Below are 26,611 nucleotides of genomic sequence, written 5' to 3' on the forward strand. Positions count from 1 at the left end.
GCCGGTAATGGCCACCTCCCACCGCGAGAACATCCACCGAGCGGCAGCGAGGGCCGCCCTCGACGCTCCCGGCGTGGCCGCGCTCCAGCCCACGCTCGCCGACCGGCTGGCTCTGGCAGCGTCGCACGTGTACCGGTCCCAGGCCGAAGGAACCACCCCGTACCACGAGGCGGCCGGCATCCGCTCCGAACTCACTCCGGACGGCGGTTGGCACGTGGAGGTGCGGTGCGTCCTGCACGCGGACCGCCGCGTCGTCGATGTCGCCCGGCAGGTCCGCGAAGACGTGCGGACCGCCGTCACCACCTACCTGGCCCGGCACGGCGCGGCCGTACCCGTCACCGTCATGGTCACCGTCACCCGCACCGTCTAGACCGATCGCTCGCGTCCGCTCGTTGCGGGTGCGTGATCAACGGACAGGGAAGGCACCACCATGACCACGACAGAGCAGATCGCCTTTGATCTGGCGATCCGCGACGAGCAGTCGCAGGGGCGGCATGTGACCTGTACAGGCGAAGGGACACCGCGGGCCGGGCCTCCTGACGGCCGTAATGGCATGAGCGCGACTGCGCCACACCGACATACCCAGCCGAGCCAACGGCGGCGCGGGCCGGCACCCGGCGGGTCCGGCCGGTTCCCGCCCGGACTCCCCGCCCGTCCTGCCCTCTGACACGCTCATGTCAAATGACTCCCTACGCGAAAATACGGATCACACCTCCGGGCGGACCCGTGATCCGCACTGCGGAACGCCGAGCTGCCAGCCTCACAAGTCCCACAGAACAGCAGGTCAGAGCACTGATTGGTCAAACTCCTGCACGCGCTACACCGCCGCCCCTTTCGCACCGCAACCCCCGCCGATGCGACCCGCCACACACCCGGCTGTCCTGTGCCAAACGAACCTTGAGCGTGTGCCGTCGAAGGTTGGCGGGTTGACGCAAAAAAAAGACCTCTTCACCCCAGACAGCCCCGACTCGGCGCCCGTCTGATCGCCGACTGAATGTCCAGAGCGTCGCCTCGAAGGAGTAGGGCGGGCTCGCCCGCAAGGCTGATGGCGAGAGGACCGTGGGGGGATGTGTCGCGTGGGTGCGAGGCGAAGCATGGAGGCAACCGCACGCCGCCCCGGAGGTTGTCATGAATACCGCGAACACACTGCCCACCACGGCCAAGGCCACAGCCACGGTCTTGGCCGTGCCGCGCTGGGTGAACCTGGCGGCGCATGCCGTGCCGGTGGCCGTCCTGCCCGCGGGGCTGTGGCGGATGGCCATGGCCGTGGGCATCCCGGTGGGCTTCAGCGGCCAATTAGCCAAGGACTGGCAACCCGGGCTGGAGGCTTCCTCCTACATCACGCTGCTGACACTTGTCACCGAGGGGCTCGCGTTCATGACTCTCGGCCTGGTCAGGCCCTGGGGCGAGAGAGTGCCACGCTGGATCCCACTCCTGGGTGGCAGGCGCGTGAGGACCTGGGCGGCGGTTGTACCGGCACTGCTGGGGGCGCTCGCGGTCACCGCACTGACGACGGAGATGTTTTGGGGCAGCTGGCCGGCCGAAGCAGGCGGCTCCGAGGCCCCACAGGGCATCGCCGCGTTGATCATGAATGCGTGCTACGTGCCGATGCTGCTGTGGGGGCCGCTGGTCGCCGTCGTCGCGGTCTCATACGCACTGCGACGCCGGAAGTAGATGGCTCCTGAGGTCGCGGCACCTGGAGAACCAAGCGGCAGAACGGGGGCCTGCGAGCAAACGTGCCGGCTGCGCTCACGGGACGGACCCCTCAGACCCAGCACCCGGGGCCTGGCTCCCACCCTCGACACGCCTCTGACCAGCGCGCTTAACCCTCGGTGGCACGAACTCGCATCCATCAGGCTTCCCTACGTTGTCAGTGGGACCGGGCGAGCCCTTCGTATGGTTGGCCCACCCAGGGGTGTCGGGTGTGGCCTTCGAGCTTCTGCCGCTTGTGGCTCGCATCGATTGGCCGCCCGACGCCCCACGACGACTCGGCTGCCCATGAGGAATTGCGAATGATCGCTCCGTAGGGAATCGACAGCGAGGTCGTCCGTCGGGAGGCACCCAGCACACCCCACCGCACGGAGGCGCCATGGCCGTGATCTGGTCCGGCATCGACGCAGGCAAGACCCACACCACTGCGTCGCGATCGACGAAAGCGGCCGTCGGCTGCTGCCCCGACGCGTCGCCAACGACGAGCCCCAACTCCTCGAACTCCTCACCGACGTCCTCGCTCTGGGCGACGAAGTGACCTGGGAAACCGACCTTGCCGACGGCGGAGCCGCCCTGGCCATCGCAATCCTCGTCAACCACGACCAGCCGGTCCCCTACGTCTCGGGACGAGCCGTCCACCGCGCCTCCGAGAGCTACCGCGGTGAAGGCAGGACCGAGTTCCGGTGATCTCACCGACGAGGTCCGCTTGGACGACGCGCTGCTGATCGGGTGGGCGCGGCGGCGGGCCGCCCGTGGGGAGTCCAGGCACCGCCGGAGCATGAGCGCAGCGGTGCTCCCTGCCCGCCCGGCGCTCCACCCGCCCGGAACCGGCGGGCTGCCGGTTCCCGGCCCCGGGCGGCGCACGCCGGGGAACCCAGGTGGCCAGGCAGCCGCCCACCCGACAGCCCCTTGGCACGTGGAGGGGTCCTTCGGTCATCGCGGTGTTGCAGAAACCCGATCCAGCGGCGGGTGCCCTGGTCCTTGATGGCGTGGTGCTCGCCAGGAACGCGGAGGCCGGTGCCCTGGCTGCGGAGGTGGACCATGGATAGAGGTCTGGAAAAACCGGTATCCCGGATCCTATAATCGCGGGCATGGAGACGGTGGAGTCACGGACCAGCTGGACGTTCGTCACCAACCACGCCCGGATCCTCGCGATGCTCCTGCGGGACCCGGAGGTACGGATGCGTGACATGGCCGAGGCCTGCCGGATCACCGAGCGCGCCGTCCGTGCCGTGATCACCGATCTGGAGAGCGCCGGGTATCTCACCCGCGCCCGCCACGGCCGCCGCAACCACTACGAGGTCACCGACGGCACCCTCTTCCGCCACCCCGCCGAAGGACCCCACGAGATCACGCACCTGATCAGACTCCTCGCCGACCTGGAGCCCACGCGGCCTCCGGCCGCGCAACCCTCCCCGGGCACCTCGCGGCCATGACGGCACGGCACTCGCAGATGCCCTGCAGTCCGCCCCGCACGAGCCGGCCCGGTCGCTGAAAGGAGGAAGGCCATGACCTACTCCGACCGCGAGCGCGATCCCGACACACCCATGGTCACCGTCGCCGTCGCCGTCCGCCCCGGGCCACAACGGACCCGGGCCGAGATCAGCGGCGAGATCGACGCGGACAACTGCGGCAAGGTACGGGACGCCCTGAACGCGGCCCTGGATGCCAGCACGGCCGGCCTCGACATCGACCTCTCAGCCCTGACCTTCTGCGACTGCTCCGGCCTACACCTCCTCCTCGACCTCCACCTCACCGCCACCACCACCGGCAAAACCCTCGTCCTCCACGCACCCCGCCCCCAGTTCACACGACTGCTCGACCTCACCGACACCGCCCCCCTCCTCACCATCCACACCTCACCCGCACACCAGCCCCACCCCCACGACGCGCACTACCCCATCACAGGCGGCGATACGACAAGGCCCACGCACCACCGGCCCCACGCCATCGACCCCGCCATCGCCTACGACCACGAACCCTGACCCACCCCACCCCCATCAGCCCGCGAAGCCACACCGTCCCGTACTCCCCCGCGGTCCTGGCACGCCCACCTCACCCCGGCCACCGGTGGGCACGCGGGCACGTGGGAGGGTCCCGGCGCGCGGGCACCGAAGGACGCACGTCGGGCAAAGCACTCAGGGCCACTGGCGGGCGGACCTTCGCAGAAGCGCGGTCAGAACCTCGTAACTGACGCTGAGCGCGATCGGCCAGCTCAAGTCCGATGCGGGCCAACTGCAGGCGCCATTCGTCACGGCCTGGTCGTTCCCACGTCGGGTGGTCGAATCAGTGGGCCCAAGGCAGTCGTACGGCCTCGATCTCCAAGTCGTCGAGGAGGGCTTCGACGAGTGGGGCCGGGCCGGCAAGTTTGGTGGCCCACAGGTCGTAGTCCGTGCACAGGACCCAGGACCGGTCGTGGGCCCAGAGGTTGGACGGGGTCCACCACTCTTCGTCGGGGTGGTCGTACAAGACCTTGGCGTCCGCGAGCCGGCCGGCCCGAACGTGCAGGTTGTCGAAGTCCTCGGCCCTTTGGCCCAGCGGGGTGTAGTAGGCGAGGCAGCGGGTGTCCGCGCCCTGAGGGCTGTGCTCAGTGAGGATCTCGACCAGCCGGTTCCAGTCGGCACGGTCCAGGCTGCCCTCGGACGGACCGGTGATGCCGACCGGCCAGCCGCCCGGCTTGCGGAGCGTAGGGAAGGACGTGTGGCAGGGCAGGCGGCCCTCGGCGGCCACGGGATCTCCGGTCCGCCGGGCGAGCTCTGCCCAGCGCAGGCGTCGCCAGCGTGGTCCAGGGTGTTCGCCTCTGGGCGGGGCGAAGGTGTCCGAGAGATCGGCGAATACCTCCGCGGGGTCGAGGCCCGGGATGATCTCGGGGTCGGCGCTCTTGCTGTTCAGGAAGGCCCGCCGGTACTCGACGTACGACATGCCGAAGGGACCGAGTTCGTGTTCGTACATGGAGTGGAGCACCCAGGCCGCGTCGGGCAGTGCCGGCGGCATGAACCCGGTGAGCCCGTCGTCGTCGGCCAGTTCCCGCATCCCGTCGGTCTCCGCGGATGCGGCGAGCGGCCACAAGGCGGTAGCCAGAGCAGCTGAGGTCTCGTACATCGGCTCAGGATATGGGCACGGAGTCCCGCGCTGCCCATGCTGATCGCGACCGCAGGGGCAGGCGTGCGGAATCGTTTCGTCGCGGCACGACTTCCCTATGGGGTTGCGTGAGCTGCCGGGCCTCCTGTTTTTTGGGGATCAAGGTGAGGATCGAGCGGTTGCACTGGTCCTCCTGGGCGTGTCCGGACTGTGGCAACGGCGCACGAAGGGGCCACTGCGGGTAAGACGGTTCCTCTGTGACGTGCCGAGGTGCCTGCGACGAACTTTCGCATGTCGGCGTCGGTGGCATTCGGGCTATGGTGCGGCGCGCTGGAGTGGTCGCGCAGCCCTTCGAGGCCTTCCTCCTGGTAGCGCCGCTGCCACTGGTAGAAGCAGTTGCGGCTGATCCCGTAGTACCGGCAACGTCTGCGAGACGTTTCCGGTGACCTCCTCGGCGTGCCGCAGGACCGCCAAGCGGTGCTGGGCCTGGCGCTCCTGCTGGTGTTGCGGTGAAGGGGGCATGGCAGATCTCCATCACGACCGGAGACCCATGTGTAACCAACGTCCGGCAGTTTTACAGTTAGCGGCTGAGCATCGCCAGGAGCGTGCGGCGCGGCAGGAGGCGGGTGGCGAGAACGAAGAGCGCGTTCGCCCTCCCGGGGACGACGGTGGGGCCGGTGCGACGGTCCAGGGCTCGCAGGGCGGTGCGTACGACGGCTCGCGCGCTCAGGACCATGGCGGCCGGGGCGTCCTGGTGGCGGCGGGACTCGGAGCCGGACTCCGGCTGAGGCTCCGACTGCGCTTCCGGCTCCGGCTCCCGTTCCGTGGAGGTCGGGCCAGGGCAGAGGGCCATGACGTGGACGCCTAGGGGGCGTTGCTCGTACCAGAGGGCCTCGGAGAAGGCGGTCACGAAGGCCTTGCCGGCGCTGTAGACGGCGAGGCCCGGGGCCGGGGCGTGCGCGAGGGTGGAGGAGACGTTGACGAGTGCGTCTCCGCGCCGGGCCCCGGAGAGGAAGGCGTGTGCCAGTACGACGACGGCGTCGCCGCCCAGGCGCATGGCGGCCAGTGCGTTCTGCGGGCCGGTTCCGGTGAAGGGGCCGTGGTGGGCGGTGGCGGCGTTGTTGACCAGCAGCTCGACGGGCCGTCGGACCAGCTCGGCGGTGACCAGCCCCTGCCCTTCGGGGGTCGAGAGGTCTGCGACCAGGTAGCGGTGGCCCGGGCCGAGCTCCTCGATGAGGGCGCGCAACCCCTCCTCGCCCCGGGCCACGGCGGTCACGGTCCAGCCGGCCGAGGCGAGTTCGCGGGCGAAGGCCCGGCCGATGCCCGAACTGGCCCCGGTGACCAGGGCCGCGCGGGCGGTCATTTCTCGGCCCCGGGCACCGTGCCGGGAGACAGCAGGAAGGAGACCTTCTCCATGACCGGCTGCCGCTGGGTGTTCTGGAAGGCGGCGATCCGCCACTGCCCGTCGCTCTCGCGGGTCAGCGTGTACGTCTGGACCTTCGACAGCTCTCCAGGCCGCCCGCCCGTGTAGGTGTCGCCGCGGCTGGTGACGACTGCCGCGTCGGGGCCGAGGAAGCGGATGCCCAGGATCGAGTCGGCCAGCTTCGTCCCCTTGACGAAGCCGTCGAAGAGGGCCCGGTGGGCCTCTGTGATGTCGGCGCGACCCTGGTAGTGGGTGCCGACGTAGGTCGTGTACGTGGCGTCCTGCGTGAAGAGGGCTCCGTACGCGTCGGCGTCGGCGGCGCCCCAGGCCGCAGCGAGCGAGGACAGCACCCCGCAGACGGCGTCGCGGTCGCCGAAGCTGTTGCTGAAGCCGGTGCCGGCCGGGGTGACGGCGGTGCACTCCGCGGTGCCGGTGACCTTGACGTCCGAGGTGGAGTCGAGCCACAGGTAGCCCCCGCCGGCCGTCAGGCCGAGGGTGAGCACGGTGGCGATCAGGGCGCGCTTGAGGGTGCGTCGCCTTCGGTGGGGTGACGCGGGCGGGGTGGCCTGGGTGTCGGCTCCGTCGCGCGGGGCGGTACTCGGGACAGGGTGAGGGGTGGTGGCGAGGTCGGTCGTCATGCGGGCTCTCCGTAAGGTCGTCGGGTCGGCGGGGGGTACGGGTCGGCGGCTGCGCATGTCAGCGCCCGGCGGCCGGGACGAGGCCCGGAGCGAACCGGTAGGACGCGGCCTCCATCAGCGGCTTGCGCTTGGTGTTCTGGAAGGCGGCGATCCGCCACTGTCCGTCGCTCTCGCGGGTCAGCGTGTACGTCTGGACCTTGCCGAGCTTCTCCGGGCGCTTGCCCTTGTAGGTGTCCCCGCGGCCGTTCACCACGGCCACGCCGGGCCCGTAGAAGCGGACGTCGAGGATCTCGTCCGCCAGCCGGGTGCCCTTGAGGAAGCCGGCGAAGAGGGTCCGGTGGCTCTCCACGATGTCGCGGCGCCCCTGGTAGAAGGTGCCGATGTAGGTGATGTACGTGGCGTCCTCGGTGAACAGCTCGCCGTAGGCCTCGGCGTCGTGGCGTTCCCAGGCGGAGGTGAGGCGGTTCAGCACGGCCTGGACGGAGGCGACGGACTCGCTGGCGGACTGCATGACGGACCACTCCCCAATTGGCTAGACTGATGCAGATACTGACTGAACACAGTATCTGCATGCGTGCAGATATAAAGCTAGGAGGCGATCCCGAAAATGGCAACAGGTGGCGGCGCGGACGCGCACGCGGTCTTCCGGCGGTACCTGGACGCCGTCGGACTCCAGGGCCTGGCCAGCGCCGAGGCGGCCGGCCTGCACACCTCCGAGTGGTACGCCCTCAGCCTCATCACCCTTGAGGGGGGCCTGTCCTCCGGCGAGCTCGCCACCCGCACCGGGCTGACCACGGGCGCGACCACCCGGCTCATCGACCGCCTCGAACGGGCCGGCTACGCCCGCCGGACCGCCGATCCGGGCGACCGGCGCCGGGTCATCGTGGAGCCCGTACCGGACGCGCTGGACCGCATCGAGGACGTGGTCGGCCCGGCCCGCCGACACATCGCCGCTGTGATCGGCCTCTACCCCCCGGAGCACCAGGCCGTGCTCTTCGACTACTTCGCCCGTGCCGCGCCCGCCTTCCGCGCGGCCACGGAGGAGATCCGCGGCGCCACCGCGCCCCGCCGGAGCAAGGGGCGACCGGCGGCGGGCTAGGGTCCGTCTCCAAATCGATCTTGCCCAGAGCAGGATTAACGCGAGTGTGACCGTGCTTCGTAGGAGGGGGCGGTCTTCTCGTATCGGGTGGCGATGCCGCGGAAGCCCTTGAGCTGATTGAAGCAGCGTTCGACAGTGTCGCGGCGTCGGTGGATCGCGAGATCGAGGCCTGTCGGCCTGTCGGCCTGCCGCCCTGTCGGCCTGCCGCCCTTTCGGCCTCGGTTTCGGCGGTGCCGCTTCTGGCCGTCCTTACTCCCGGACCGTGTGTCCGATACCGCGTTTACGCAGGTAGATGCGGAAGCCGCGCGAGCTGTAGGCCTTGTCGGCAATCACGTGATCCGGCCGGCAGCGGGGCCGGCCATGGCCGGTGCGGGGTACTCGGATGCGTTCGAGGAGAGGCCGTGCGCAGATGTCGTCGTGTCGTTGGCCCGGGGTCAGCAGGATGGCGAGGGGGCGGCCGCGGACGTCACAGGCGAGGTGGATTTTGCTGGTCAGGCGCCCTCGGGATCGGCCGCCCGGTTCGTCCGCCCAGCGCTTCCCCCTTTTCGGCCGGTGGCGGCGGCGTGCTGGTGGGAGCGGACGATGGTGGAGTCGATCTGGACCAGCCAGTCGATGTCACCGGCCGCGTCCGCCTGGGCCTGGATCTGCTGCAGAGCCCGGGTGAACACGCCGTTGATGGCGAAGCGGCGGAAGCGGGTGTGGACCGTTTTCCACAGGCCGTAACGTTCCGGCAGGTCACGCCAGGAAACCCCGGTCCGGATCTTGCAGACCATCCCGTTGATGACCCGGCGGTCCTCCGCCCGAGGCCGGCCCCTGCCGGCACTCGGCACCAGCGGAGCCAGTAACTCCCACTCGGCATGAGTCAGTTCATGACGACGTACCACGACACCATGATCCAGCATCGAACTACCTTTTGAAGACGGACCCTAGCCCGCACGGTGTGGTCGGGTAGCCGGATCACACGACTGTGACCGTGCACGGCATCTGGCCTGTTTGGACAACTTCAATGCGCAGCAACGGCTGGCCACCCGGCGCGAACCGGGTCACCATCGGGTGCGGAGCACCCCGTCGTTGTCGGGCAGGGCGGCGCAGAGCAGCGGGTGGCGTTCGTCGAGGTACATGGGCAGTGCGCAGGCCGCTCGTGCGCCGGCCACGAGGGCGGCGAGCTGCTGGTACTCGGTGTCGTCGACGATCGCGTGGCTGATCGTCCCGTCCTGTGCCTCCCAGACGAACTCTACGGATCCCTCCTCGGGCAGCACGGCGAGCACCGCACCGACGTCTGGGGCCAGGTCGGGCCAGACTCTCAGCACAGCGCGCGGACCTCCAGCCGGCACCAGGCGCCCTGATCGCGGAGCATGGCCCGCACCAGTTCCAGAGCGACCGTAAGAGAGACTTCCGCGCCGTCGTGGTGGCCGGTGAGATCGGGTGGGAAGAGCCCGACGAGGCCGTGCCCTGCATCGTGCCCGGCCTCACCCGTCGATTCGCTCGCCGGACGGAACGGCTGCGATCGACGCTCGTCTCGGTCGGTCTCGCGCTCGCGGGACGGGCCGGCGCCCGAATACCGGACGCCTTCGAGTCAGCGAAACACCCTGCTGAGGCTGATCACCTCGCTGCCCCATCCACCCACCGCCATGCCCCGCGTGATCGGCGCCGACGAATACGCTCAGCGCAAGGGCCGGATCTACGCAACCCTCCTTGTCGACGTCGAGACACGCCGGCCGGTGGACCTGCCGGACCGGGAGGCGGACACCCTCGCGGGCCTGGCTGTCCGAACGACCCGGGATCGAGATTATCTGCCGGGACCGGGCCTTTCTTCTACGCCGAGGGCGCCACCCGCGGCGCCCCTCAAGCCCTCCAGGTCGCCGACCGAGGGCACCTCTGGCAAACCTCGGCGAAGCCGCCGAGGAATGCGTCTACCGGCACCGCGTCTGCCTCCGGCCCGCACCTGAGTCACCGCAGGAGCCAAACCAGGTGTCGGAGTCTCCCGCGTCCTCGCCGTGGCCAACGGGCCATCGGTTCGCCGACCGCACCCGCGCCAAGCACGCCACCGTCCACGCGCTGCTGGCCGCCGGTCACAGCAAGCGGTCCATCGCCCGGCAGCTCGGCATGGGCCTCAACACCGTTCTCCGATTCTCCCGCGCCACCGAGCCGGGGCGACTGTTCACCGGTCAGTGGCAAAGTCGTCCCACCAAGCTGGACGAGTACAAGCCCTACCTCGACCAGCGATGGCAGGAGGGCTGCACCAACGCCCGGAAACTGTGGGAGGAGATCAAGGCACAGGGCTACCCGGGCGGCTACGGCAACGTCCGCGCCTACGTCATCCGGAACCTACGCGGCAAGCCCCAGCCGGTCGGCCCCCGGCCGCCATCCGCCCGCGCCGTCACCCGCTGGATCCTCACCCACCCCGACGCCCTGGCCGAGAGCGACCGGCTCCAGCTCAAGGCCGTGCTGGCCAACTGTCCTGAACTCGACGCACTTGCCGAGCACGTGCGCTCCTTCGCACACATGCTGACCCAGCTGCAAGGCCATCGACTGCCGGCATGGATCGGAGCGGCAACCGCCGCCGACCTGCCCAGCCTCCAGCGATTCGCCCGGCATCTGGAGCGCGACCTCGATGCCGTCACTGCCAGACTCTCGCAGCCGTGGAACTCCGGGGTCGTCGAAGGCCATGTCAACCGCATCAAGGTGCTGAAGCGCCAGATGTTCGGCCGCGCAGGCTTCGAACTCCTCCGCAAGCGGGTCCTGCTCTACTCCTGAACTTGCTGTTTAGCCTTCGGCGTCCGGCGAAGATGATTCATTTTCGGCGGCGAGGGTGACTTGGGCGGTCCATGACCAAGGCTCCTGGGGCGGATCCCAGCTCACTTCCACCTCGGTGTCGTGGAAGTCGTGCGCGAGTTCCGTCACCATCACCGCCGCCGCAGCCCGCGCGTCTGGCGGGTCGGTGTTGATCGGCACGTCCAGCCGTCCGCAAAGATTTCCGCTTTCGGTGAGGACGCTGGTGCGCCAGCCTTCCGGCGTCGCGAACAGGAAGATCCCCTTCGGAACGCCCCAGGCGGGCCGCCTCTTCTTCTCCTTCTTGCGTCTCACCATGCAGCCCATCCAACATCGTCGAGTTCATGGTGACGAGTCTGGGTGGAGGATCAACCGCCGCGGCACGGTTTGGTGCCGCCTTGCACAGCAAGCCGAGACCCTTCAGGACAGATCGTCGACGAGCCCGAAGCCCTCCGGGAACTCCTCCAGGAACTCACGGCGAGCGGGGTTGGTCTCGGCAGCTGCCATCGCCCCGAGCAGGGCGATCAGCTCCTGCTGCTGATCACTCGACAGCGTACTGACCACGTGGGCGACGCCCTCCATGACCTTGACCGCATCGTCCTGATCCATGTGCTCGTCTTCACTGCCCTCGATGAACCACAGGACATCGACCAAAGCCTCGGCCAAGGCACGAGTCAGGGACGAGTACGAAGACGTCACGACGGTCTCCCAGTAGATCAACAGCAGAGTCCGGCCATCCCACCACACACCACTGACATCACGATCCGTGAACCTCCACGGAAAGCGGACCAGAACCCCAAGAAGTCGTCATAGCCACTGCGCCCGCGCCCGCGTACAGGACCGCGTGGTGGGCCACTCCCCCCCTGCCACGCGGCTGTGCCCCGCAGGCCGGCCGGACAGGGAGCCGAACTCGCCCACCACAGCGGGTGCGCCCTCCACCCCTGGCTGTTCCGTTACGCCCGGGCGAGTGACCAGCGGCGGACCGGCGGGCGCGTACCGCACCCACGCCAGAACGGCGCTTGGTCAGCTGCGGGGGCTGAAGCCTCCCAACCGTGCCAGGAACGAGCGCGTCCGCCCGACGTCCGGCCCGGGGGCTGCCGCCACCGTCTCCGGGCCCTCATCAGCGGCATCGTTCGCGGCCCGGTAGCCGGTGCGCAGTGCGATGACCTCCATGCGGCGGGCGTCCTTCACCGTGTCCGTCGGCGACGTCTGCCACACACCTCTTTTGTCAATCGCGCTTGCGTTTGCGGTCGGGGTGGGGCAGGGTCGCTTCCATGACGACTTCCACTCCCGTGCCCCGCGTCGACCTGACCGCGACGGAAACGGGCGAGCTCGACCGGCTCGCCCGTGACGTGGAAGCGTGCGCGGCCGCGCTGGAGCAGGCGCGCTCCGCGCTCGGTGAGGCCGCCGGGAGGATCGCCGCGGGACACGGGCGCGGCGGACCTGCCGCGGTCGCCGCCCGCGTGGGATGGTCGCGCCAGCACGTCTCCACCCTGACCGCCGCCCACCGCCGCCAGCAGACCGAACAGGACGCGGCATGAGCACCGCCCCCGAACCCGCCCACCAGCCGGGCCTGCCCCAGCCGGCCGCCCGCGCCGAGGAGCTCCGTGCGGCTCTCTCGCGGATCGCCCCGGATGCGGTCGCGACCTTCGACGCGGAGCGGGCCGAGGCCGTGGCCCGCGCGCGTCAGGAGGTCAGTTCCGCGCCCATGCGCAGGTTCCTGCGCCAGTGGGCCGTGCACGTCGCCGTCGAACGTCACCCCCGGCAGGCCGCCCGGCTGCGCTTCCTTGAGGCGCGGGCTGGCGAGGTCACCGACTTGGCGCAGGCGCAGGCGATCGCCGCGGAGATCGGGCAGATCCTCGACAAGGCTGCCGCCGAGGCCGGGCTGCCGCATGGTGGGGAGTCTTGAGCCGCTGGCGGTGGGAGTACGACCCTGACGCCGAGCACGTGGTCAAAGGCCTGCCCGCCCATCTCGTGTCCGAGGTGGAGCGTCTGGCCAACGAGCTCGTCGCCCTGGCCGACGTCGGCGTCGACGTCACCGAAGTCGGCGAAGGCTCCCGCCGAGGCGTGCCCGGCGGCCTCCGCCGCATCCCGCTCCTGGCCGACGGCTGGTTCTACGCCCTGCCACTGCCCCGCCTGCACCTGATCGCCCTCGTCCGCGTCATCCCCCCCGTACACCGATCTGTAAGAGCCGCCGACGGCGTCCCGCAGCGCCAAGGGCCGCGGGACGCCCCGCACTCTGCGGTACCCGGGCGCGGAACATGCGGCCAGGACGCCGCGCGCGGGAGCGGGGTTAGGGAACGACCAGGAAGAACGGCTGGTCCCGGGGAGGCGCTGCCGATGGCCGTGAGGACATACAGCGAGATACTGCCGCAGGCGGAGTTGTTCTGCGCCACCAGGATCGTGCCGAAGCTCCCGTTGCCCACGGTGGCCACCGGAACGGAGTGGGCGGCATCGATCTCCGGGGCCAGGACCACGCAGTAGCGGCCGACGGCCGTCTTGCGGACGGACGCGATGGTGTTCGTCTGCTGGGCGACGGTGCCGTCGGCCTTGACGACTCGGCGGCCTGGGCGTAGGGGGCCTTCGCGGTGGCGGTCGGATCGGCCGCCACCGCGACCCCGGCGAAGGCCGCCCCCGCGGAGGCGACGACGACAGCGGCAGCGATCAACGGGGGCGAACGCGCATGAAAATCCTTTCCCGCCCTCGAGTCCCCCGGGAGCTGATGGGGCGTGCGCGCACCTCCGCCACCGCCTCCACCGGACACAGGCAGGACGGTCGAACCTGAACGCAAGTACGGACACCGAACGCCAAGAGCGTCGCGGGCCCGGCGGGCGTGTCCCCATCACGCCGGGCCAGGGCATCGTTTCTCCCTCACACGAACAGCCCAGCCCAGCCCCCGCGGAGGCCTGCGGACCCACCGGCCCGCGCCCCGCCGCTCCACCACCGCACGTCGAGCGCGCCTCGCCACCCGGCCAACGCAGCTCGCGAGCCCCCAGGGCGACGCGCTCGTCAGGATCCCGCGTCAGCTCCTCGCAGAGCCGCATCGCGTCATCGCGGCCTCACCTACGGCACCACCGGCTGGGACAGCACCACCTGGCCCCTCCTCCGCGGCACCCCCGACATCAACGGCGCCGGCCTCCCCGACCTCTACCTCACCCGCAACGACGGCACCCTCCACCTCTGCAACGGAGGCCGCACCACCATCGGCACCGGCCGACGCGTCGAGGAAGACGACTGGGCCACCGCCCGCACCCTCGGCCCTCGGATATCCACCGACAAGGAGCGCAAGCAGGCGAGTGCCTGACGGGGAGTGATTCCCGGCCAGGCACTCGCCTGTCGCTTCTCCCTGTGGCGACGCGCCAGTGCTTTCAGCCCGAGGCGGCGAGGGCCCCCTGGTGCCGGAATGGATCAACGCGATCCGCTGCCCCGGGCGACCCCGCGCCGCGTCAGGAGAGCACGACCGGCTGACCGCTCAGATGCACGCCCGCCCGCCTCATCTCATCGACGGCCGATCGGGTGGTCTCCGCGGCGACTCCCGCGGTGTAATCGAACAGGACTCACACAGTGAAGCCGGCCCGGATGCCGTCCAGCGCGGTGGCCTTCACGCAATGGGGGGTGAAAATCGCCGCCCTCGCGAGGCTGCGACACCGGCGAGCACACGCCTGGAGGAGCCTTGACGCATCTGGCTCGGATTCCGGAGGACTGACCGAGCAGCCCGCCACCGCGGCGGTCGACCAGGCATGTCGAATGCTGCGGCTGCCGACCATCCGGTCCCAGTTCCCCGAGCTCGCCGCGACTGCCGAACGCCAGCAGATGTCCTACCTGGGCTTCCTATCCGAACTCCTCCTCGCCGAATGCGACGACCGGGGCCGCCGCCGCTCCGAACGCCGCATCAAGGCCGCCGGTTTCCCCCGCGACAAGTCCCTCCGCAAGTTCGACTTCGACGCCAACCCGAACATCGACGCGGCCGTGATCCACACCCTCGCCAAGTGCGAATGGATCAAGAAGAGCCTGCCGCTCTGCCTCATCGGCGACTCCGGCACCGGGAAGTCCCACCTTCTGATCGCCCTCGGCACCGAAGCAGCGATGGCCGGATACCGGGTCAAGTACGTCCTCGCGACCAAGCTGGTCAACGAGCTGGTCGAGGCCGCCGACGAAAAGCAGCTGACCAAAACCATCGCCCGCTACTGCCGCGTTGACCTTTTGTGCATCGACGAGCTCGGCTACATGGAGCTCGACCGCCGCGGCGCCGAACTCCTCTTCCAGGTTCTGACCGAGCGGGAGGAAAAGAACAGCGTGGCCATCGCCTCAAACGAGTCGTTCTCCGGCTGGACCAAGACCTTCACCGACCCACGTCTCTGTGCTGCCATCGTCGACCGCCTCACCTTCGGCGGCAACATCATCGAGACCGGCACCGACTCCTACCGGCTCGCCACCACCCGCGCCCGCGCCGAACAGCAGCAGGCGGCCGGCTGAGCAGCGAGGGCCCTCAGCCCCTCAGTTCTCCAGGAAGCGCTGACGCCACCACCCACACGCGCCCCACGGGCTTGCCAGCACGAGGTGAGGGCTGAGGGGGACAGTCCGGCGGTCGAACTCGGCATCGAGCCTGCCGATGAGACGGATCCGGCGAACCGGAATACCTCTTCTGGGCCGCCAACGCTTCGCGCGCAGCCCCTTCGGACGCCTACGCGGCATCGGCCTTTCGGATCAGCATGCCGTCATCCTGCCACGGGCCGGACTGCCTTGGCACGTGATCAAGGAGAGCCCGAACCACTTCCGGTGCTCTTACTTCTCAACAACATTCCTGCGCCCTCTGGACGACGAGTGATCCTGGGACCCACCGACAAGTGCTCTCGCTTCCCGACCTACGCAGCCAGGTGACCTTTCAAGAGCTGGCTGAAGACGGCCAAGCCGGACTTCCCGTCGACCCTGAAGTGCGGCCGAGTCGCCTACGACCCAGAGGGGCCGCAGGGCAAGGCGGGTGAACATTGGGCGATTTTGTGTCCCGCCCAGGCGCGGTCGGGGGATATCCGTGAGGAGGATCGGCGGTCGGCAGGACTGCCTGCGCGAGCGACGGGGGTGGGACATGGCGGTCATCTGCGACTGGAACGTGGACAACCTCTACGGGACCGGTGGCCGCTGCAGGCCCGAGGACGAGGCTGCGTACGCGGCCAACCAGAACTCATCGGCCACAGCATCCAGGTCAGCCATGCCCTGCTGGCCCGCGTCGAGCACGCCTCCACCGGGGCCGTACACCCTGTGGCCTCCGTCAGCGGCAACCCCACTGCAGGCCGGGAGAAACCCGCCTCCGACCACGCCCCCGGCCTCGCCACCCTCCGCTACCCGTGAAACACGGTGCCGTATCTGGCGGACCTGCCAAGCGCCGAAGTCCTCCCGGCCGTCCCCCTTCCCGCCCCCGTCGGCACGACCACACCCCGGCCGTGCCGCTCCCACCGCATCCGAAGGATGACCCATGCCACTGAAAAAATACGGTGTCCTGGCCGCCCGCGCAGTCGACCGGCGCCGGGAGGGATCCAGCGACACCCCGCACTACCAGATCCACCTCACCGACAACGCCGGCACCCACTACCGGGCCGCCGTCAACGTCGAGTCCCAGCAAGCACCCTCGGAGCTGCTGTACCTGGCTGACGACGACTTCCGCCACCCGGTGACCGAGCTGCTCCCGCCAGCCGGCAGCGGATGGACGGCTCTGGCATCGCAACCGGGGAAGGCCAGCCTGGACTTCATCCGCGGCAACCTGTTCGATCCCGCCTCGATGCGACTGCTCCCGCCCGACCTCGAGGGCGCCGACAACGACCTGGCCGACCTGCTCGACCACTACGTGCAGCGGGCCATCGCCGACCCCACCGCCACCCTGTACGTGTTCGGGCAACGGTTCGGCCCCGAGGCGAACATTCCCGACAAGGTGTTCGGGTTCCGGCCCGGCAACGGTGTCCACGACATCCACATGAACCAAGGCAACAGCGGAAAGTTCCGCTCCGACAACGGGATCTGGCAGGACGGCGCCCTGCTCGTACACCTACCCGCCGAAAACCGCTGGGTCGGGGTCTTCCTTGCCTTCCAGTCCCAGGCCTGGCACACCGACGACACCACCGGCCACCCCATCGACACGGCCCCGCCCCGCCCCCGCGACCGCGAGGAACCCCTGCGGATCATGGCGGCACTGGTCAACCCCACCAGCTCGGCACCCGCAGCCGAAACCGTCACCCTGCTCAACGCCTCCCCCACGCCGGTCAACCTCCAGGGCTGGCACCTCGCCGACCGCAGCCAACACACCCTCCCGCTCCCCGTCGGCCTGCTGCAGCCCGGCACCACCCTCACCATCACGGGCGGCAACGGATTCCACCTGGACAACCAAGGCGGCACGATCACCCTCCTCAACCCGGATGGCCTCAAAGTCCACGGCGTCGCCTACACCGCGCGACAAGCCGAACGTGAGGGACAGACCATCACCTTCTGAGAGAGAGGTTCGTGACTCTTTGAGTGATTCTGTCGTCGCCTAATGGTATGAGGCGGGGGCGGAATCCTCTGGTCCGCCGCCTGCGGCCTGTTGGGGTGGCGGGGGTGAGTGAACGCAAGCCGTATCCGAGTGACTTATCGGACGAGCAGTGGTCGTTGATCGAGCCGGTGATCACGGCGTGGAAGGGCCGGCATCGCTCGGTCAGTGGCCATCAGGGCGCCTACGAGATGCGGGAGATCGTGAACGCGATCCTCCATCAGGGGCGGACCGGCTGCCAGTGGACCTATCTCCGCACGATCTGCCGCAGAAGAGTGCGACGTACTACTACTACGCCGCCTGGCGGGACGACGGAACCGACCAGGCCATCCACGAGCTCCTGCGCTGCCAGGTCCGTGAGGGGGCCCGCCGATTAGAGGACCCGGCCCTGGTGGTGCTGGACACGCAGAGTGTCCACGCGGCTGCCGGAGTTCCTGCCGCCACGACCGGCCGGGACGCCGGGAAACGGGTGCCGGGGCGCAAGCGGGGCCTGGCCGTGGACGTGCTCGGCATCCAGGAGGACGCCGCCCGGGCCATGGCCGACGGCCTCCGCACCCAGATCGACGAACTGCAAGTTCGGCTGCGGGAGGCCGAGACCCACCTCGAACACCTTGCGATCACCCGGAAGACCGTCACTGCCCTCGCCGACCGGATCCCTGCCCGGGCCGGCTCGCCGGACTTGCCCGAGCACCCGAGGTCGACGCCGGCAGCTTCACCAGGAAGCAGTAGCCGACCGAGCACCGCTACCAGCAGCCATGCCCCAGTCTCACCCGGAAATGGACATGCACGAACCGCCCTATGAAGTGGCTGTTACGCCTGAACGCGCCGGCGGCGGTAGTAGGAAATGGCGACTGCTGCCACCAACGGGCCCCAGGCCAACAGCGGTGCGTAGCAGACAGCCAGCAACCAGTCCTTAGCCGGCGAACCCATGGAGGGGCTGGAGCCGAAGATGGCAACGAGTCCGCCGTAGGTCGTGATTGCGATCAAGGCTGCCGCACCGAGCAGCGCCGGTACAACAGCTGCCAATGGGGCGACCCGCTGTCCGCCCAGCAACGGGATCCAGCGGGGCACGGTCTCACCCCACGGCTGGATGAGACCGAGTGTCAGCAGCGCGATGCCTTCAGAGACGAGGGTCAGCGAGGTGATGTACACCGGTTCCCACCAGAGAAGGGGGCCGTTGTTGTCCACCGGGAGCCCCGCGACCAGAGCGATCCGCCACAGCCCGGAAGGCAGTGTGATGATGGGCACGAGATGGGCCGAAATCCGCGCCCACCGGGGCACGTTTGGCAACGTTCCGGTGCGCACTCGTCTCCGCTCCCGGATTTCGGGGCCCTGCTTCGGCATGAGACGTCCTTCACCTTCCTGGGAATTGCGCTGTCATCCAGGGACAAAGACGCCGGCGAGTCTGCACTGCCCAGGCCCGGCAGCTCCGCGCGTCCATCGAGGACCTCACCGCCCGCCTCGGCGAACTCGACGCGGAGACCGAAAACCTGCGCATCACCCGCAAGACCCTCCTGAACATCCCAGCACCGGAGCCCGCCGCCGATCCGCCGCGGCCCCTCCGGCCTGATCCGCCACCGGACGGGCCGGGCAGGTGGTGGAGTGGGTCAGGCCGCTTCGAGCGCAACGATCGTGCGGGGGCGTGATTCCCGCTCGTCGTAGGTGACGTCCACTCCCGCTTCCTGAACGGCGGCGAGCGCCGCGATCCGTGCTTCCTCGGACTCCCACTGCACGATCGAGATCACTGCGTCGCCGGACACCCAGCACTCACCCGAGAGACATCCCGGTGTGCGCAGCATGACCTTGCGGACTTGGTGGACGCGCGAGATGAACTCATCACGGTGGGCAGGATGCGGATAGTGGTACGCCACCATTCCTATCTTCATGATGCTCTCCTTCGCTCGGGATCGCCGCAGGCGTTATACGCTTGCGTATAAGTAAGGCTAGACCGGATGTACGGTTGCGTATATTCGGTGGATGAGTGAGGTGGGACACATCGTGAGCACTCCCCGGACACCGCGCGACAGATGGGTGGAGGAAGGCTTGCGGGCGCTGGCCGACGGCGGTCCGGACGCCGTCAGGGTCGAGGCGCTGGCGAAGCGGCTCGGCGTCACCAAGGGCGGGTTCTACGGGTACTTCGACGACCGCGACGCTCTGCTGGAAGCGATGCTCGACACCTGGGAGCGGGAAAGCACCGACGAGGTGATCGAGCGGGTCGAGCGAGAGGGCGGCGACCCCAAGACCAAGATCCGGCGCGCGGGCGTGCTGACCTTCTCCAGTGACCGGCTGCTTCCCATCGACCTCGCGGTCCGCGACTGGGCCCGGCGTGACCAGGCGGTCTCCGAGCGCCTGCGGCGGGTGGACAACCGGCGTATGGCCCTGCTGCGCGAGATGATCGGCACCTTCTGCGCTGATCCCGACGAGGTCGAGTCCCGCAGCCTGATCGCCTTCTGCATGGCGATCGGACAGCACTCCCTCGCCGCCGACCATGAAGGGCGCACCCGGGCCGAGGTTCTCGACCGTGCCGCCAGCCTGATCCTCAACCCCTGAATCCCGAGCAGTCCTCGATCTGGGATTGTCCGGCGAGTGAGGGGCGGAGCCAAAGACGTAGCGGCAACGGTCACGGTGCCGTGAAAGACGTACGCCCTCCTGTCGAAGCGTGTGGCCACGGCCCGGTAGGTATTGAACCGGTTGATCAGCCCTTCGACTTCGTTCCTGCGCGCTTGGAGGTCGTTTTCGTCCGATGTTTCGTCCCGGGATGGGATGTTTGGTGGGATTCTTGGGATCGCGCCAGGGGAAGGGACCACGCGCGCGGGAATTGCCAAGGCCTACCCAGAAGTGCCGACCACGGGCTGGCGCGTATCCCTCCCCTGCCTACCCGTCGGGGGCGCCTCCGTCACAGGGACGCCCCACCGGCCAACCCGGGCCGGAAGCCGCGACTGGCGTTGTGCTCGGCGCATCACCGCGTCGGATGCAGCCTCGTCAGCAGCGGTACCCGTTGGGAACCTGGAGGAGAGCCACGAAGATCCATACCATGACCGCTGCGCCGGCCGCGCTGCCCAGGAGGGCGACCGTGAGGTTCCAGCGTCCTGCATACCCGATGAGCACCCCCCACCACACCCCCGCCGCGATCGCGAGCAGGGCTCCGTAGAAGATCAGTGCGAGCCCGTTGGCGGCGCCGTTCACCCCCACGTCGCACGCCCGCCAGGCGGCTGCCAGCAACAACGACCCGAGCACGCCGGTAGCCAGACCGGCCACGGGGGCGACCGCGCAGCCCCACTGTCCCCGCGTCACTTGCGGTTCCTGACCTGTGGGACGTTCTCTCCGTTGCGCTGCGCCGGCTCCATCTGGTCCATCGTGTCGTTGATTCCTTGCCGGAGCTGTTCCTCGGTCAGGCTGTCGCCGTATTTTTCGTAGAGTTCGATGCCGACGCGCATCGTGATCTGATCGCCTTGGTCGTCATCCCCGGTGAGCGGCGTTTCTCCAAGGGAGGCGCCCTTGATCAAGGTGTCTGCGTCGAAGCCGGCCGCCCGGCCGCCGCGTTGATGTCGGAACCGTCGTTGCGCCCGAATTCGTACCACTCCGGTTCGTCAAGCAGGGACCGTATTCGCCCGACCGTGTCCGACTTCGCGTTCCGTTTCATTTCCCACATCCTGCGGTGCCGGTCCAGAAGGGCGGGCAGGTCCCGGCGGCGGGCGAGAGCCGCCGCTTGGTCCGGGTGGGCGTCGGGGAACTCCGGGGCGCCGCCGAGGTAGACGAGGAGACCGGCTCTCACGAGGTGGCCGACCGCCGCCGCGGTCACCCGCGGATGGCACCGCAACGGCTCCCCCAAAGCCTCTGTCAGCCGCTCCGCCGCCACCCCGGCACCGATCGGACCCCGCGGCGCCGCCCGCAAAATGGGTGCTCAGTCACGGGAGCGGAGTCCGCACCGCCCGGCACTCCGCTGGTGGGAGTGCCGGGCATGGGTTGAGCAAGGGTCACCTGGGCTGGCCCCAGTTGGGGTAGGTCACCGTGCCGTCGTCGTTGCGGAGGTGGAAGCGGGCCTCGGAGGGGCGCCAGATTCCGATGTTGGCGGCCGGACCACCGTCCCAGTTCCCCGCAACAGGCGCGTCGCCGGCCTGCCGGGCAGGTCCCCGGTGACGATCACGCGGTCTTCGTCGTGACTGATTTACGCCGTCGGCCTCGTACCGGCCCGGAGAATCTCAGGAGCAACAGGCGGTGAGGGAACGTGCGGTCGGTGGTGGTGGGATGCGCCGCCGCCGTACGGCGGTTCACCGGCCCCCCCCAGTACGGCGAGAGGCTCCACGATGACAACGAACCGCGTCCGGCGCTACGCAGCCCGCGCGCTGACCATGACGATCGCGGCCTGCGCCGTCGCGGCGGCGGCCACCCTTCCGGCGTCGGCCGCCGACCAGCCCACACGGCAGCTGCTCATGGCGGACTGCGCCTCGGGCGAGGGCAAGTGCACGTTCAACTCGCCCCGGCTCGAGGAGGCGTACCTGGGCGAGTTCCGGCAGGTGTCGAACTCCCTCTTCAACTGCAGCACGTCGGACGCCACTCAGGCGATGACGTGGGACGACACGGTGGGATCCACCGACTCCCTGGGCGTCTCCGTCACCGCCGGAGGCAAGATCGCGGGCATCGTGGACCTGAGCATAACCGCGAGTTACAGTCACAGTTGGTCGAGCTCCCACTCGGAGAGCAGCTCGCTCAACATGACGGTCAAGCCCGGCGAAGTGGGCTGGATCTCGCGCGCCCAGGTGATGCAGAAGGTCTCCGGCACCTGGCAGACCCACTACGACAGCCCCAAGTGGGGTCACTACTACTGGTACTTCCAGGACACCATCACCGGCCCGGTCCAGAACGGCACCGACGGCAAGAGCAACGCGGTCGTGGTGAAGAGCCGGCAGATGACCGCCGCGGAGAAGCGTTCCTGCTCCGAGGGGTCCCGCACGGGCGGCACGTTCGTCCAGGAACGCTGAGCCACCGCCCGCGCATGACCCGGCCCCCCGTCCCGCCCCGGACGGGGGGCCGCCGCGCCCGCGTGCCGAAGTTCACGATCTTCACCCTTTCGGATGATCACGCCGATAAACTGCCCGGCGGTGCGCCGCAGTCCGCGCGACGTGCCGTGCACGACGACACGCACGCACACGCGTCCGCCGCACAGCCGGGCGCCGAGAGCCGGAAGGGCGATGGCGCGGAGGCCGATGACACACCCGCACGACGACGGTCCGGCGCAGACCGGTGCCAGTACCTGGAACTCCTTCCTGTCGGCCCCGGAGCTCGCCGCCGTCACCTCCGCCGGGTTCGACCCGCTCGGGCACGTCCTCGGCACCACCGTCTTCGCCATCGGCTACACGGGCGCCTGGGGCTGCCCCGGTGCGTGGCCGGCCCCGTCCGCCGACGGTCACCCGAAGCCCTCCCGCTGGGCCTCCACCTACGAACCCCTGGCCAAGGCGCTGTACACCGCCCGCAAACGGGCGCTGATCCGCGCGGTGGACGAATGCCGCGCGCTCGGCGGGGACGGGATCGTCGGGGTGAGCCTGGACTTCGACCACATGCAGTTCGGGGACCTCGAGTGCACCGTACGGGGCACCGCCGTCCGCGCCCGCTCACGGATCCGGCCCCGCCTGCCGTTCACCTCCCACCTCGGCGGCCAGGACTTCGCCCGGCTGATCCACTCCGGCTGGGTGCCCACCGGACTCGCCTTCGGCCTTGCCGTCTACGCCCGCCACGACGACTGGCGCACCACCCGCAGGACCCGCTGGACCGCCCCGAACGAGGAGGTCGACGGCTACACCCTGCTGGTCAACCGCGCCCGCCACGAGGCGCGCACCCGGCTGGCCCGCGACGCGGCCGCCGCGGGCGGCGAGGGGGTCGTCGTCGGCCGGACGGAGCTGACCCTGGGGAAGGACGAGTGCGCTAGCACCTACGGCTACGCGCACGACCTCAGCGCGCAGGCGGCGTTCGTCGGCACCGCCATCGCCCGGTTCGGCCGCTCCGCGCAGCCCGCCGGACCCGGGCCGTTGACCTTCATGAGACTGGAGCGGGAGTACTGACATGACCGAGCGAACAGGTCCGGCCCCGGCCGCCGCCGAGGCCGCCGCACAGGACGCGATGCGACGGCTCGCGCAGCCCCCGTCCGACGGCGAGCGGGGCGCCTTCTTCACCTCGGACCTCACCGTGAACGAGTTCCTGCTCGTGCGCGAGGCCGGCTTCCGGCCGCTGGGCCTGGTCCTCGGCTCCTCCGTCTACCACGTGGGGATCCAACTGGGCCGCTGGACGAAGAACCAGGAACTGACCAAACTCTCGCAGGCGATGTACCACGCGCGCGAACTCGCGATGAGCCGGATGGAGGCGGAGGCGAGCGCACTGGGCGCGGACGGGATCGTCGGCGTGCGGCTCGACATCGAGTTCAAGGAATTCGGTTCGGACGTCGCCGAGTTCATCGCGGTCGGCACGGCCGTCAAGGCGGACGGCGCGGACCCGGGACCCGCCGGGACCTGGCTGAACAACAAGGGCCGGCCGTTCACCTCCAACCTCTCCGGCCAGGACTTCTGGACGCTGGTCCGCGCCGGGTACGCCCCCGTGGACCTCGTGATGGGGTCGTGCGTCTACCACGTGGCGCACCAGCGGTTCACGCAGGCGCTGGGCTCCGTCGGCCGCAACGTCGAGATCGAACCGTTCACCCAGGCGCTGTACGACGCCCGTGGACTGGCCATGGGCCGCATGAAGGCGGAGGGCGAGGCCCTGGACGCCGAGGGCATCGTGGCGGTCGACCTGCGCCAGCACGGGCACAACTGGGGCGGGCACACCACCGAGTTCTTCGCGGTCGGGACGGCGGTGCGCCCGCTGCGCGACGACCACGTGATCGAAAAGCCGACCCTGGTGCTGGGCCTCGATGGCTGACGCGGAAGTCGAACTGCTCGCCGCGGCGCTGCGCCGCGACAGTGCCGACCTGGACCTCTACGGGGCCGTGCTGACGGCGAAGCTGTCGGACGCGCTGCCGCCGGGCGCCGTACGGGTCGTGCGCCGGCGCTCTGTCGGGCAGCGGCTGGCCGGGCGCCCGGGGACGGTCGCCGAAGTGGGCGTCCTGCTGGGGGACCTGCGGTTCTCGCTGGCCACGCACGAGGGCCGCACGACGGCGGAGATCCGCCACGAGGTGCGGGACGTCGTCCTGTCCCGGCGCCCGGTGGGCCTGGACGCCTGGCTCGCCGCCCTGGCGGACGCCCTGTCCGAAGCAGCCGCCTCGAACGCCCGCGCCCGCACCGCGGTGGAACGCTTCCTGACCTGAAGCGGAACGGCCTCCCGGGGGCCCCGGGACGCGGGCGGCCCCGTACGAGCAGTGCCGCCGACCAGCCCCCGGTCAGCGGGCCGTTCTGTGCTGGTCGGTGCGGCGGGCGAACGCATGGTCGGCACGACGGCGGTGATAGACGGCCTCCGGCCGGATGCCCGCCTCTGGCGCCGCCTGGCACAGCTCCTCCACAGTTGGCAATCTCATCGCGCCCCCGCAGCGCAGCCGCAACCGCAGCCGCCGCGGCATGCTTGCAAAGCGCGGCCATCGCCGATGGTCTCGGCAGCGGGAGCGGTTGCGGAGCAGGAGCCGGGCCGGGTCACTGACCCGAGCGCCCGGCCCCCAGCCCGTTGTCGCCCGGTCCATGAGGCCGGTGTGAACTCCACGTCCATACCGCCGCAGCCTGCCGCGATGTCCAGCAGCCGGTCCGGCTGCGCCTCATCGACGGCCAACCCCAGCGCAGCTTCATCGCCGTCCACTCCGCCCCGTACCGGCACAGCGCGTCCGGCGCCGCCGGCAGCCACTGCGCCGGATCCTGGTCCGCCTTGCTCCTGTTCGAACGAGCCGGTATCGCGACCAGTGAAGACGGCTGCCCGAGGTCGTTGGCGTACGCCTTCCGCCGCGCCGCCGTCCACGACGACGCCCAGCTGGCGGGGAGCGTCATTCGAAACGTGCTGTACTCCGCTCCTCTTCGGTGAGGAACGGTGGCCAAAACGTGCCGTGGCTCTGGCTCACTTTCCATGGGGGCTGACTGAGTGTGATGTCAACGGCTCCCCAGGCCGTGAGCAACGGACCGTCGGAGTCACGTGCCCACGGCCTCGCTGCGACGTCTGATCGCCGTTCTCCTGGTGGCATCGCGACGGCAGAATATGGAGGTGGACTCTGACCTTTACCCTGATCTGGCTGCTGCGGGCAGCCTGGCCGCAGCGCTGGAACAGCTGGCGGCCGAACTCGGTGCCGATCTCACAGTGGTACCCGGCGATCGGGGCCCACTCGTTTCGGCGGGCATCGCCTCGTCGGTTCCTGAGCGCAAGCCGCTATCCGTTCACATCGGGGCGGAGAGCCGCTGGTTCGGTGTCTCCGGCTGGAGTAGCGGAGTCGAACTCATCACCGGAGCCACGCCCGACCTGGCGGATGTCGTCAGGGCCGGAGCGGCTTGGGGGCAGGGCAGGAGCCTGCGGGAGCTGCGGGCGGAGCTGTCGTTTCTGCGCTCCGGCAAGCGCGCCGAAGCTCACGAACGCGGGCCGGCCGCGGTGGTGGAGCTGCAGTGGCGCACAATGCGGGAGCAGGCGGCCGAGGAGCCGGATTTCACAGGGTTCGGCGAACTCGTGGAAGCGGCTCATGCAGCACCACGGCTGCGACAGCTCTATGTCTTCTCCAGCCACTGGACGCTCGGCTTCAGCTCCTGCACTGGATACCCGTTCCGCGATGAGGTGGCCATCGTCCCGTCGCACAGTGGCAGCCCATTCCGTGTGCAGAGGCGTCCGCTCTCCGATGACGTTCTCGGCGAGGCCGCCACAGCCGAGGAAGCCGTCGCCCTGGCAGTACGCCACCTCCCCACCGATCTCGGTCCGGCCGTCGCGGGAACCGCCGAACAAGATGGATGACGAGCCCGAACCAGGTGACTGACCGTCACCGGTCCCGTGGCCATTTGGCTCCCCATCAGGCGGTCTCGGACGGGGAAATCGAACTGGCCATCCACAACGGTCTGACCTGTGGTTCACGAGTAGAGCAGGACGCGCTTGCGGAGGAGGAGAAAGCCGGCGCGGCCGAACATCTGGCGTTTGAGCATCCAGATTCGGTTGACGTGTCCTTCGACCACGCCCGAGCTCCATGGCAGGGTGAGGCCGACGATCACGGCGTCGCGGTCGCGGCGATGCCTGCGGCGAGTGTGTGGAGGCCGGGGAGGTCGTCTCGCCGGACGGCATCGAGCCACTGCGGCAACCGTTCGCCCTGGCGCTCCGTGAGTATCTGCCCGAAGGACCGGACGTGACCGTTGAGAGCGTCCAGCTCAGGGCAGTGGACCAGAACGGCCTTGAGCCGAAGGTGCTCCGTCTCGGTGAGGTTCTCCGGCCGG

The 26,611-nt window shown here is 69.5% G+C and carries 32 protein-coding genes and 4 pseudogenes; 19 read left to right on the forward strand and 17 right to left on the reverse strand.

What is annotated here, in order from left to right:
• The first annotated feature begins 7 nt into the window (after positions 1-7).
• The 5 genes from OG295_RS37350 to OG295_RS37370 all read left to right on the forward strand — a co-directional run bounded on the left by OG295_RS37350 (position 8) and on the right by OG295_RS37370 (position 3,695).
• Complete coding sequence (locus OG295_RS37350; RefSeq protein WP_331737853.1) at positions 8-370, forward strand: hypothetical protein; 363 nt, start codon at positions 8-10, stop codon at positions 368-370.
• A gap of 758 nt (positions 371-1,128) precedes the next feature.
• Complete coding sequence (locus tag OG295_RS37355) at positions 1,129-1,674, forward strand: hypothetical protein (RefSeq protein WP_331737855.1); 546 nt, start codon at positions 1,129-1,131, stop codon at positions 1,672-1,674.
• A 495-nt stretch (positions 1,675-2,169) separates the two neighbouring features.
• Positions 2,170-2,397, forward strand: a complete 228-nt coding sequence (locus tag OG295_RS37360; RefSeq protein ID WP_331738968.1) for a transposase — start codon at positions 2,170-2,172, stop codon at positions 2,395-2,397.
• A gap of 404 nt (positions 2,398-2,801) precedes the next feature.
• Complete coding sequence (locus OG295_RS37365) at positions 2,802-3,146, forward strand: helix-turn-helix domain-containing protein (protein ID WP_331737859.1); 345 nt, start codon at positions 2,802-2,804, stop codon at positions 3,144-3,146.
• 72 nt (positions 3,147-3,218) lie between these two features.
• Positions 3,219-3,695, forward strand: a complete 477-nt coding sequence (locus OG295_RS37370) for an STAS domain-containing protein (RefSeq protein ID WP_331737861.1) — start codon at positions 3,219-3,221, stop codon at positions 3,693-3,695.
• A 301-nt stretch (positions 3,696-3,996) separates the two neighbouring features.
• Here OG295_RS37370 and OG295_RS37375 read toward each other — a convergent pair whose 3' ends face one another.
• The 5 genes from OG295_RS37375 to OG295_RS37395 form a co-directional block, all read right to left on the reverse strand.
• Positions 3,997-4,812: a hypothetical protein gene (locus OG295_RS37375; RefSeq protein ID WP_331737862.1), complete on the reverse strand. Its 816-nt coding sequence runs from the start codon at positions 4,810-4,812 to the stop codon at positions 3,997-3,999.
• 95 nt (positions 4,813-4,907) lie between these two features.
• The gene (locus OG295_RS37380; protein WP_331738971.1) at positions 4,908-5,363 is read right to left on the reverse strand and encodes a helix-turn-helix domain-containing protein; all 456 of its coding nucleotides are present in this window, start codon (positions 5,361-5,363) and stop codon (positions 4,908-4,910) included.
• 8 nt (positions 5,364-5,371) lie between these two features.
• Positions 5,372-6,154, reverse strand: a complete 783-nt coding sequence (locus OG295_RS37385; protein ID WP_331737863.1) for an SDR family NAD(P)-dependent oxidoreductase — start codon at positions 6,152-6,154, stop codon at positions 5,372-5,374.
• A complete protein-coding gene (locus OG295_RS37390) occupies positions 6,151-6,852 on the reverse strand; it encodes an SgcJ/EcaC family oxidoreductase (protein ID WP_331737864.1) in 702 nt (233 codons plus the stop codon). Before OG295_RS37390 ends, OG295_RS37385 begins: the two co-directional genes overlap by 4 nt.
• Before the next feature lie 58 nt (positions 6,853-6,910).
• A complete protein-coding gene (locus OG295_RS37395) occupies positions 6,911-7,363 on the reverse strand; it encodes an SgcJ/EcaC family oxidoreductase (RefSeq protein WP_331737865.1) in 453 nt (150 codons plus the stop codon).
• A 96-nt stretch (positions 7,364-7,459) separates the two neighbouring features.
• Here OG295_RS37395 and OG295_RS37400 point away from each other — a divergent pair, with 96 nt between their 5' ends.
• Positions 7,460-7,951 (forward strand): MarR family transcriptional regulator, encoded by a 492-nt coding sequence (locus OG295_RS37400; RefSeq protein WP_331737867.1) that lies wholly within the window; start codon positions 7,460-7,462, stop codon positions 7,949-7,951.
• A gap of 18 nt (positions 7,952-7,969) precedes the next feature.
• Here OG295_RS37400 and OG295_RS37405 read toward each other — a convergent pair.
• Positions 7,970-8,853: pseudogene (locus OG295_RS37405) on the reverse strand (IS5 family transposase); the annotation flags it as partial.
• A gap of 141 nt (positions 8,854-8,994) precedes the next feature.
• Positions 8,995-9,261: a hypothetical protein gene (locus tag OG295_RS37410; RefSeq protein ID WP_331737868.1), complete on the reverse strand. Its 267-nt coding sequence runs from the start codon at positions 9,259-9,261 to the stop codon at positions 8,995-8,997.
• A gap of 661 nt (positions 9,262-9,922) precedes the next feature.
• Here OG295_RS37410 and OG295_RS37415 point away from each other — a divergent pair.
• On the forward strand, positions 9,923-10,708 hold the full coding sequence (locus OG295_RS37415; RefSeq protein WP_331737870.1) for a transposase: 786 nt from the start codon (positions 9,923-9,925) through the stop codon (positions 10,706-10,708).
• 9 nt (positions 10,709-10,717) lie between these two features.
• On the opposite strand, the gene OG295_RS37420 is transcribed toward OG295_RS37415, so the two are convergent.
• From OG295_RS37420 to OG295_RS37430, 3 genes are all read right to left on the reverse strand, one after another.
• Positions 10,718-11,041 (reverse strand): hypothetical protein, encoded by a 324-nt coding sequence (locus OG295_RS37420; RefSeq protein ID WP_331737872.1) that lies wholly within the window; start codon positions 11,039-11,041, stop codon positions 10,718-10,720.
• A 102-nt stretch (positions 11,042-11,143) separates the two neighbouring features.
• Positions 11,144-11,332: a hypothetical protein gene (locus OG295_RS37425; RefSeq protein WP_371681453.1), complete on the reverse strand. Its 189-nt coding sequence runs from the start codon at positions 11,330-11,332 to the stop codon at positions 11,144-11,146.
• Positions 11,333-11,746: 414 nt separating this feature from the next.
• Positions 11,747-11,941 carry a hypothetical protein gene (locus OG295_RS37430; RefSeq protein WP_331737874.1) on the reverse strand — a complete coding sequence of 65 codons (195 nt, stop codon included), beginning with the start codon at positions 11,939-11,941 and terminating at the stop codon, positions 11,747-11,749.
• A gap of 56 nt (positions 11,942-11,997) precedes the next feature.
• Here OG295_RS37430 and OG295_RS37435 point away from each other — a divergent pair, with 56 nt between their 5' ends.
• The 3 genes from OG295_RS37435 to OG295_RS37445 are packed head-to-tail and all read left to right on the forward strand — an operon-like array spanning position 11,998 to position 13,207.
• Positions 11,998-12,264: a hypothetical protein gene (locus tag OG295_RS37435; protein WP_331737876.1), complete on the forward strand. Its 267-nt coding sequence runs from the start codon at positions 11,998-12,000 to the stop codon at positions 12,262-12,264.
• Positions 12,261-12,632 carry a hypothetical protein gene (locus OG295_RS37440; RefSeq protein ID WP_331737877.1) on the forward strand — a complete coding sequence of 124 codons (372 nt, stop codon included), beginning with the start codon at positions 12,261-12,263 and terminating at the stop codon, positions 12,630-12,632. Before OG295_RS37435 ends, OG295_RS37440 begins: the two co-directional genes overlap by 4 nt.
• Positions 12,629-13,207: a hypothetical protein gene (locus OG295_RS37445; RefSeq protein WP_331737880.1), complete on the forward strand. Its 579-nt coding sequence runs from the start codon at positions 12,629-12,631 to the stop codon at positions 13,205-13,207. Before OG295_RS37440 ends, OG295_RS37445 begins: the two co-directional genes overlap by 4 nt.
• Positions 13,208-14,169: 962 nt before the next feature.
• Here the strand turns inward: OG295_RS37445 and OG295_RS37450 are convergent.
• Positions 14,170-14,346 (reverse strand): annotated as a pseudogene (locus OG295_RS37450) (isochorismatase family protein); the annotation flags it as partial.
• Positions 14,347-14,470: 124 nt separating this feature from the next.
• Here OG295_RS37450 and istB point away from each other — a divergent pair.
• The 3 genes and pseudogenes from istB to OG295_RS37465 form a co-directional block, all read left to right on the forward strand.
• Complete coding sequence (gene istB / locus OG295_RS37455) at positions 14,471-15,199, forward strand: IS21-like element helper ATPase IstB (RefSeq protein ID WP_331737884.1); 729 nt, start codon at positions 14,471-14,473, stop codon at positions 15,197-15,199.
• A gap of 997 nt (positions 15,200-16,196) precedes the next feature.
• Entirely contained in the window at positions 16,197-17,204 is a 1,008-nt protein-coding gene (locus OG295_RS37460) for a DUF2278 family protein (RefSeq protein WP_331737886.1), read from the forward strand.
• 104 nt (positions 17,205-17,308) lie between these two features.
• A pseudogene (locus OG295_RS37465) lies at positions 17,309-17,754 on the forward strand (transposase); the annotation flags it as partial.
• A gap of 296 nt (positions 17,755-18,050) precedes the next feature.
• On the opposite strand, the gene OG295_RS37470 reads toward OG295_RS37465, so the two are convergent.
• Positions 18,051-18,584 carry a hypothetical protein gene (locus OG295_RS37470; protein WP_371681454.1) on the reverse strand — a complete coding sequence of 178 codons (534 nt, stop codon included), beginning with the start codon at positions 18,582-18,584 and terminating at the stop codon, positions 18,051-18,053.
• A gap of 263 nt (positions 18,585-18,847) precedes the next feature.
• The gene (locus OG295_RS37475) at positions 18,848-19,126 is read right to left on the reverse strand and encodes an antibiotic biosynthesis monooxygenase (RefSeq protein ID WP_331737891.1); all 279 of its coding nucleotides are present in this window, start codon (positions 19,124-19,126) and stop codon (positions 18,848-18,850) included.
• Positions 19,127-19,217: 91 nt separating this feature from the next.
• Between OG295_RS37475 and OG295_RS37480 the strand changes: the two genes are divergently transcribed.
• Entirely contained in the window at positions 19,218-19,790 is a 573-nt protein-coding gene (locus OG295_RS37480; RefSeq protein WP_331737892.1) for a TetR/AcrR family transcriptional regulator, read from the forward strand.
• On the opposite strand, the pseudogene OG295_RS37485 reads toward OG295_RS37480, so the two are convergent.
• The 3 genes and pseudogenes from OG295_RS37485 to OG295_RS37495 form a co-directional block, all read right to left on the reverse strand.
• Positions 19,780-19,963: pseudogene (locus OG295_RS37485) on the reverse strand (hypothetical protein); the annotation flags it as partial. The gene OG295_RS37480 and the pseudogene OG295_RS37485 overlap by 11 nt on opposite strands.
• Before the next feature lie 259 nt (positions 19,964-20,222).
• Positions 20,223-20,534 carry a hypothetical protein gene (locus tag OG295_RS37490; RefSeq protein ID WP_331737893.1) on the reverse strand — a complete coding sequence of 104 codons (312 nt, stop codon included), beginning with the start codon at positions 20,532-20,534 and terminating at the stop codon, positions 20,223-20,225.
• Entirely contained in the window at positions 20,531-20,746 is a 216-nt protein-coding gene (locus OG295_RS37495; protein ID WP_331737895.1) for a hypothetical protein, read from the reverse strand. The genes OG295_RS37490 and OG295_RS37495 overlap by 4 nt, the downstream gene beginning before the upstream one ends.
• 801 nt (positions 20,747-21,547) lie before the next feature.
• On the opposite strand from OG295_RS37495, the gene OG295_RS37500 reads away from it, so the two are divergent.
• The 5 genes from OG295_RS37500 to OG295_RS37520 all read left to right on the forward strand — a co-directional run bounded on the left by OG295_RS37500 (position 21,548) and on the right by OG295_RS37520 (position 26,141).
• Positions 21,548-22,222 carry a hypothetical protein gene (locus OG295_RS37500; RefSeq protein ID WP_331737899.1) on the forward strand — a complete coding sequence of 225 codons (675 nt, stop codon included), beginning with the start codon at positions 21,548-21,550 and terminating at the stop codon, positions 22,220-22,222.
• Positions 22,223-22,447: 225 nt separating this feature from the next.
• A complete protein-coding gene (locus OG295_RS37505; protein WP_331737901.1) occupies positions 22,448-23,299 on the forward strand; it encodes a heavy metal-binding domain-containing protein in 852 nt (283 codons plus the stop codon).
• Position 23,300: 1 nt separating this feature from the next.
• On the forward strand, positions 23,301-24,149 hold the full coding sequence (locus OG295_RS37510) for a heavy metal-binding domain-containing protein (RefSeq protein WP_371681455.1): 849 nt from the start codon (positions 23,301-23,303) through the stop codon (positions 24,147-24,149).
• Entirely contained in the window at positions 24,142-24,534 is a 393-nt protein-coding gene (locus tag OG295_RS37515; protein ID WP_331737903.1) for a hypothetical protein, read from the forward strand. Before OG295_RS37510 ends, OG295_RS37515 begins: the two co-directional genes overlap by 8 nt.
• Positions 24,535-25,409: 875 nt before the next feature.
• The gene (locus tag OG295_RS37520) at positions 25,410-26,141 is read left to right on the forward strand and encodes a DUF6193 family natural product biosynthesis protein (RefSeq protein ID WP_371681456.1); all 732 of its coding nucleotides are present in this window, start codon (positions 25,410-25,412) and stop codon (positions 26,139-26,141) included.
• A 113-nt stretch (positions 26,142-26,254) separates the two neighbouring features.
• On the opposite strand, the gene OG295_RS37525 is transcribed toward OG295_RS37520, so the two are convergent.
• The gene (locus OG295_RS37525) at positions 26,255-26,392 is read right to left on the reverse strand and encodes a hypothetical protein (protein WP_371681537.1); all 138 of its coding nucleotides are present in this window, start codon (positions 26,390-26,392) and stop codon (positions 26,255-26,257) included.
• Between the last annotated feature and the right edge of the window lie 219 nt (positions 26,393-26,611).

Source organism: Streptomyces sp. NBC_01276, from assembly GCF_041435355.1.
Taxonomy (GTDB): domain Bacteria; phylum Actinomycetota; class Actinomycetes; order Streptomycetales; family Streptomycetaceae; genus Streptomyces.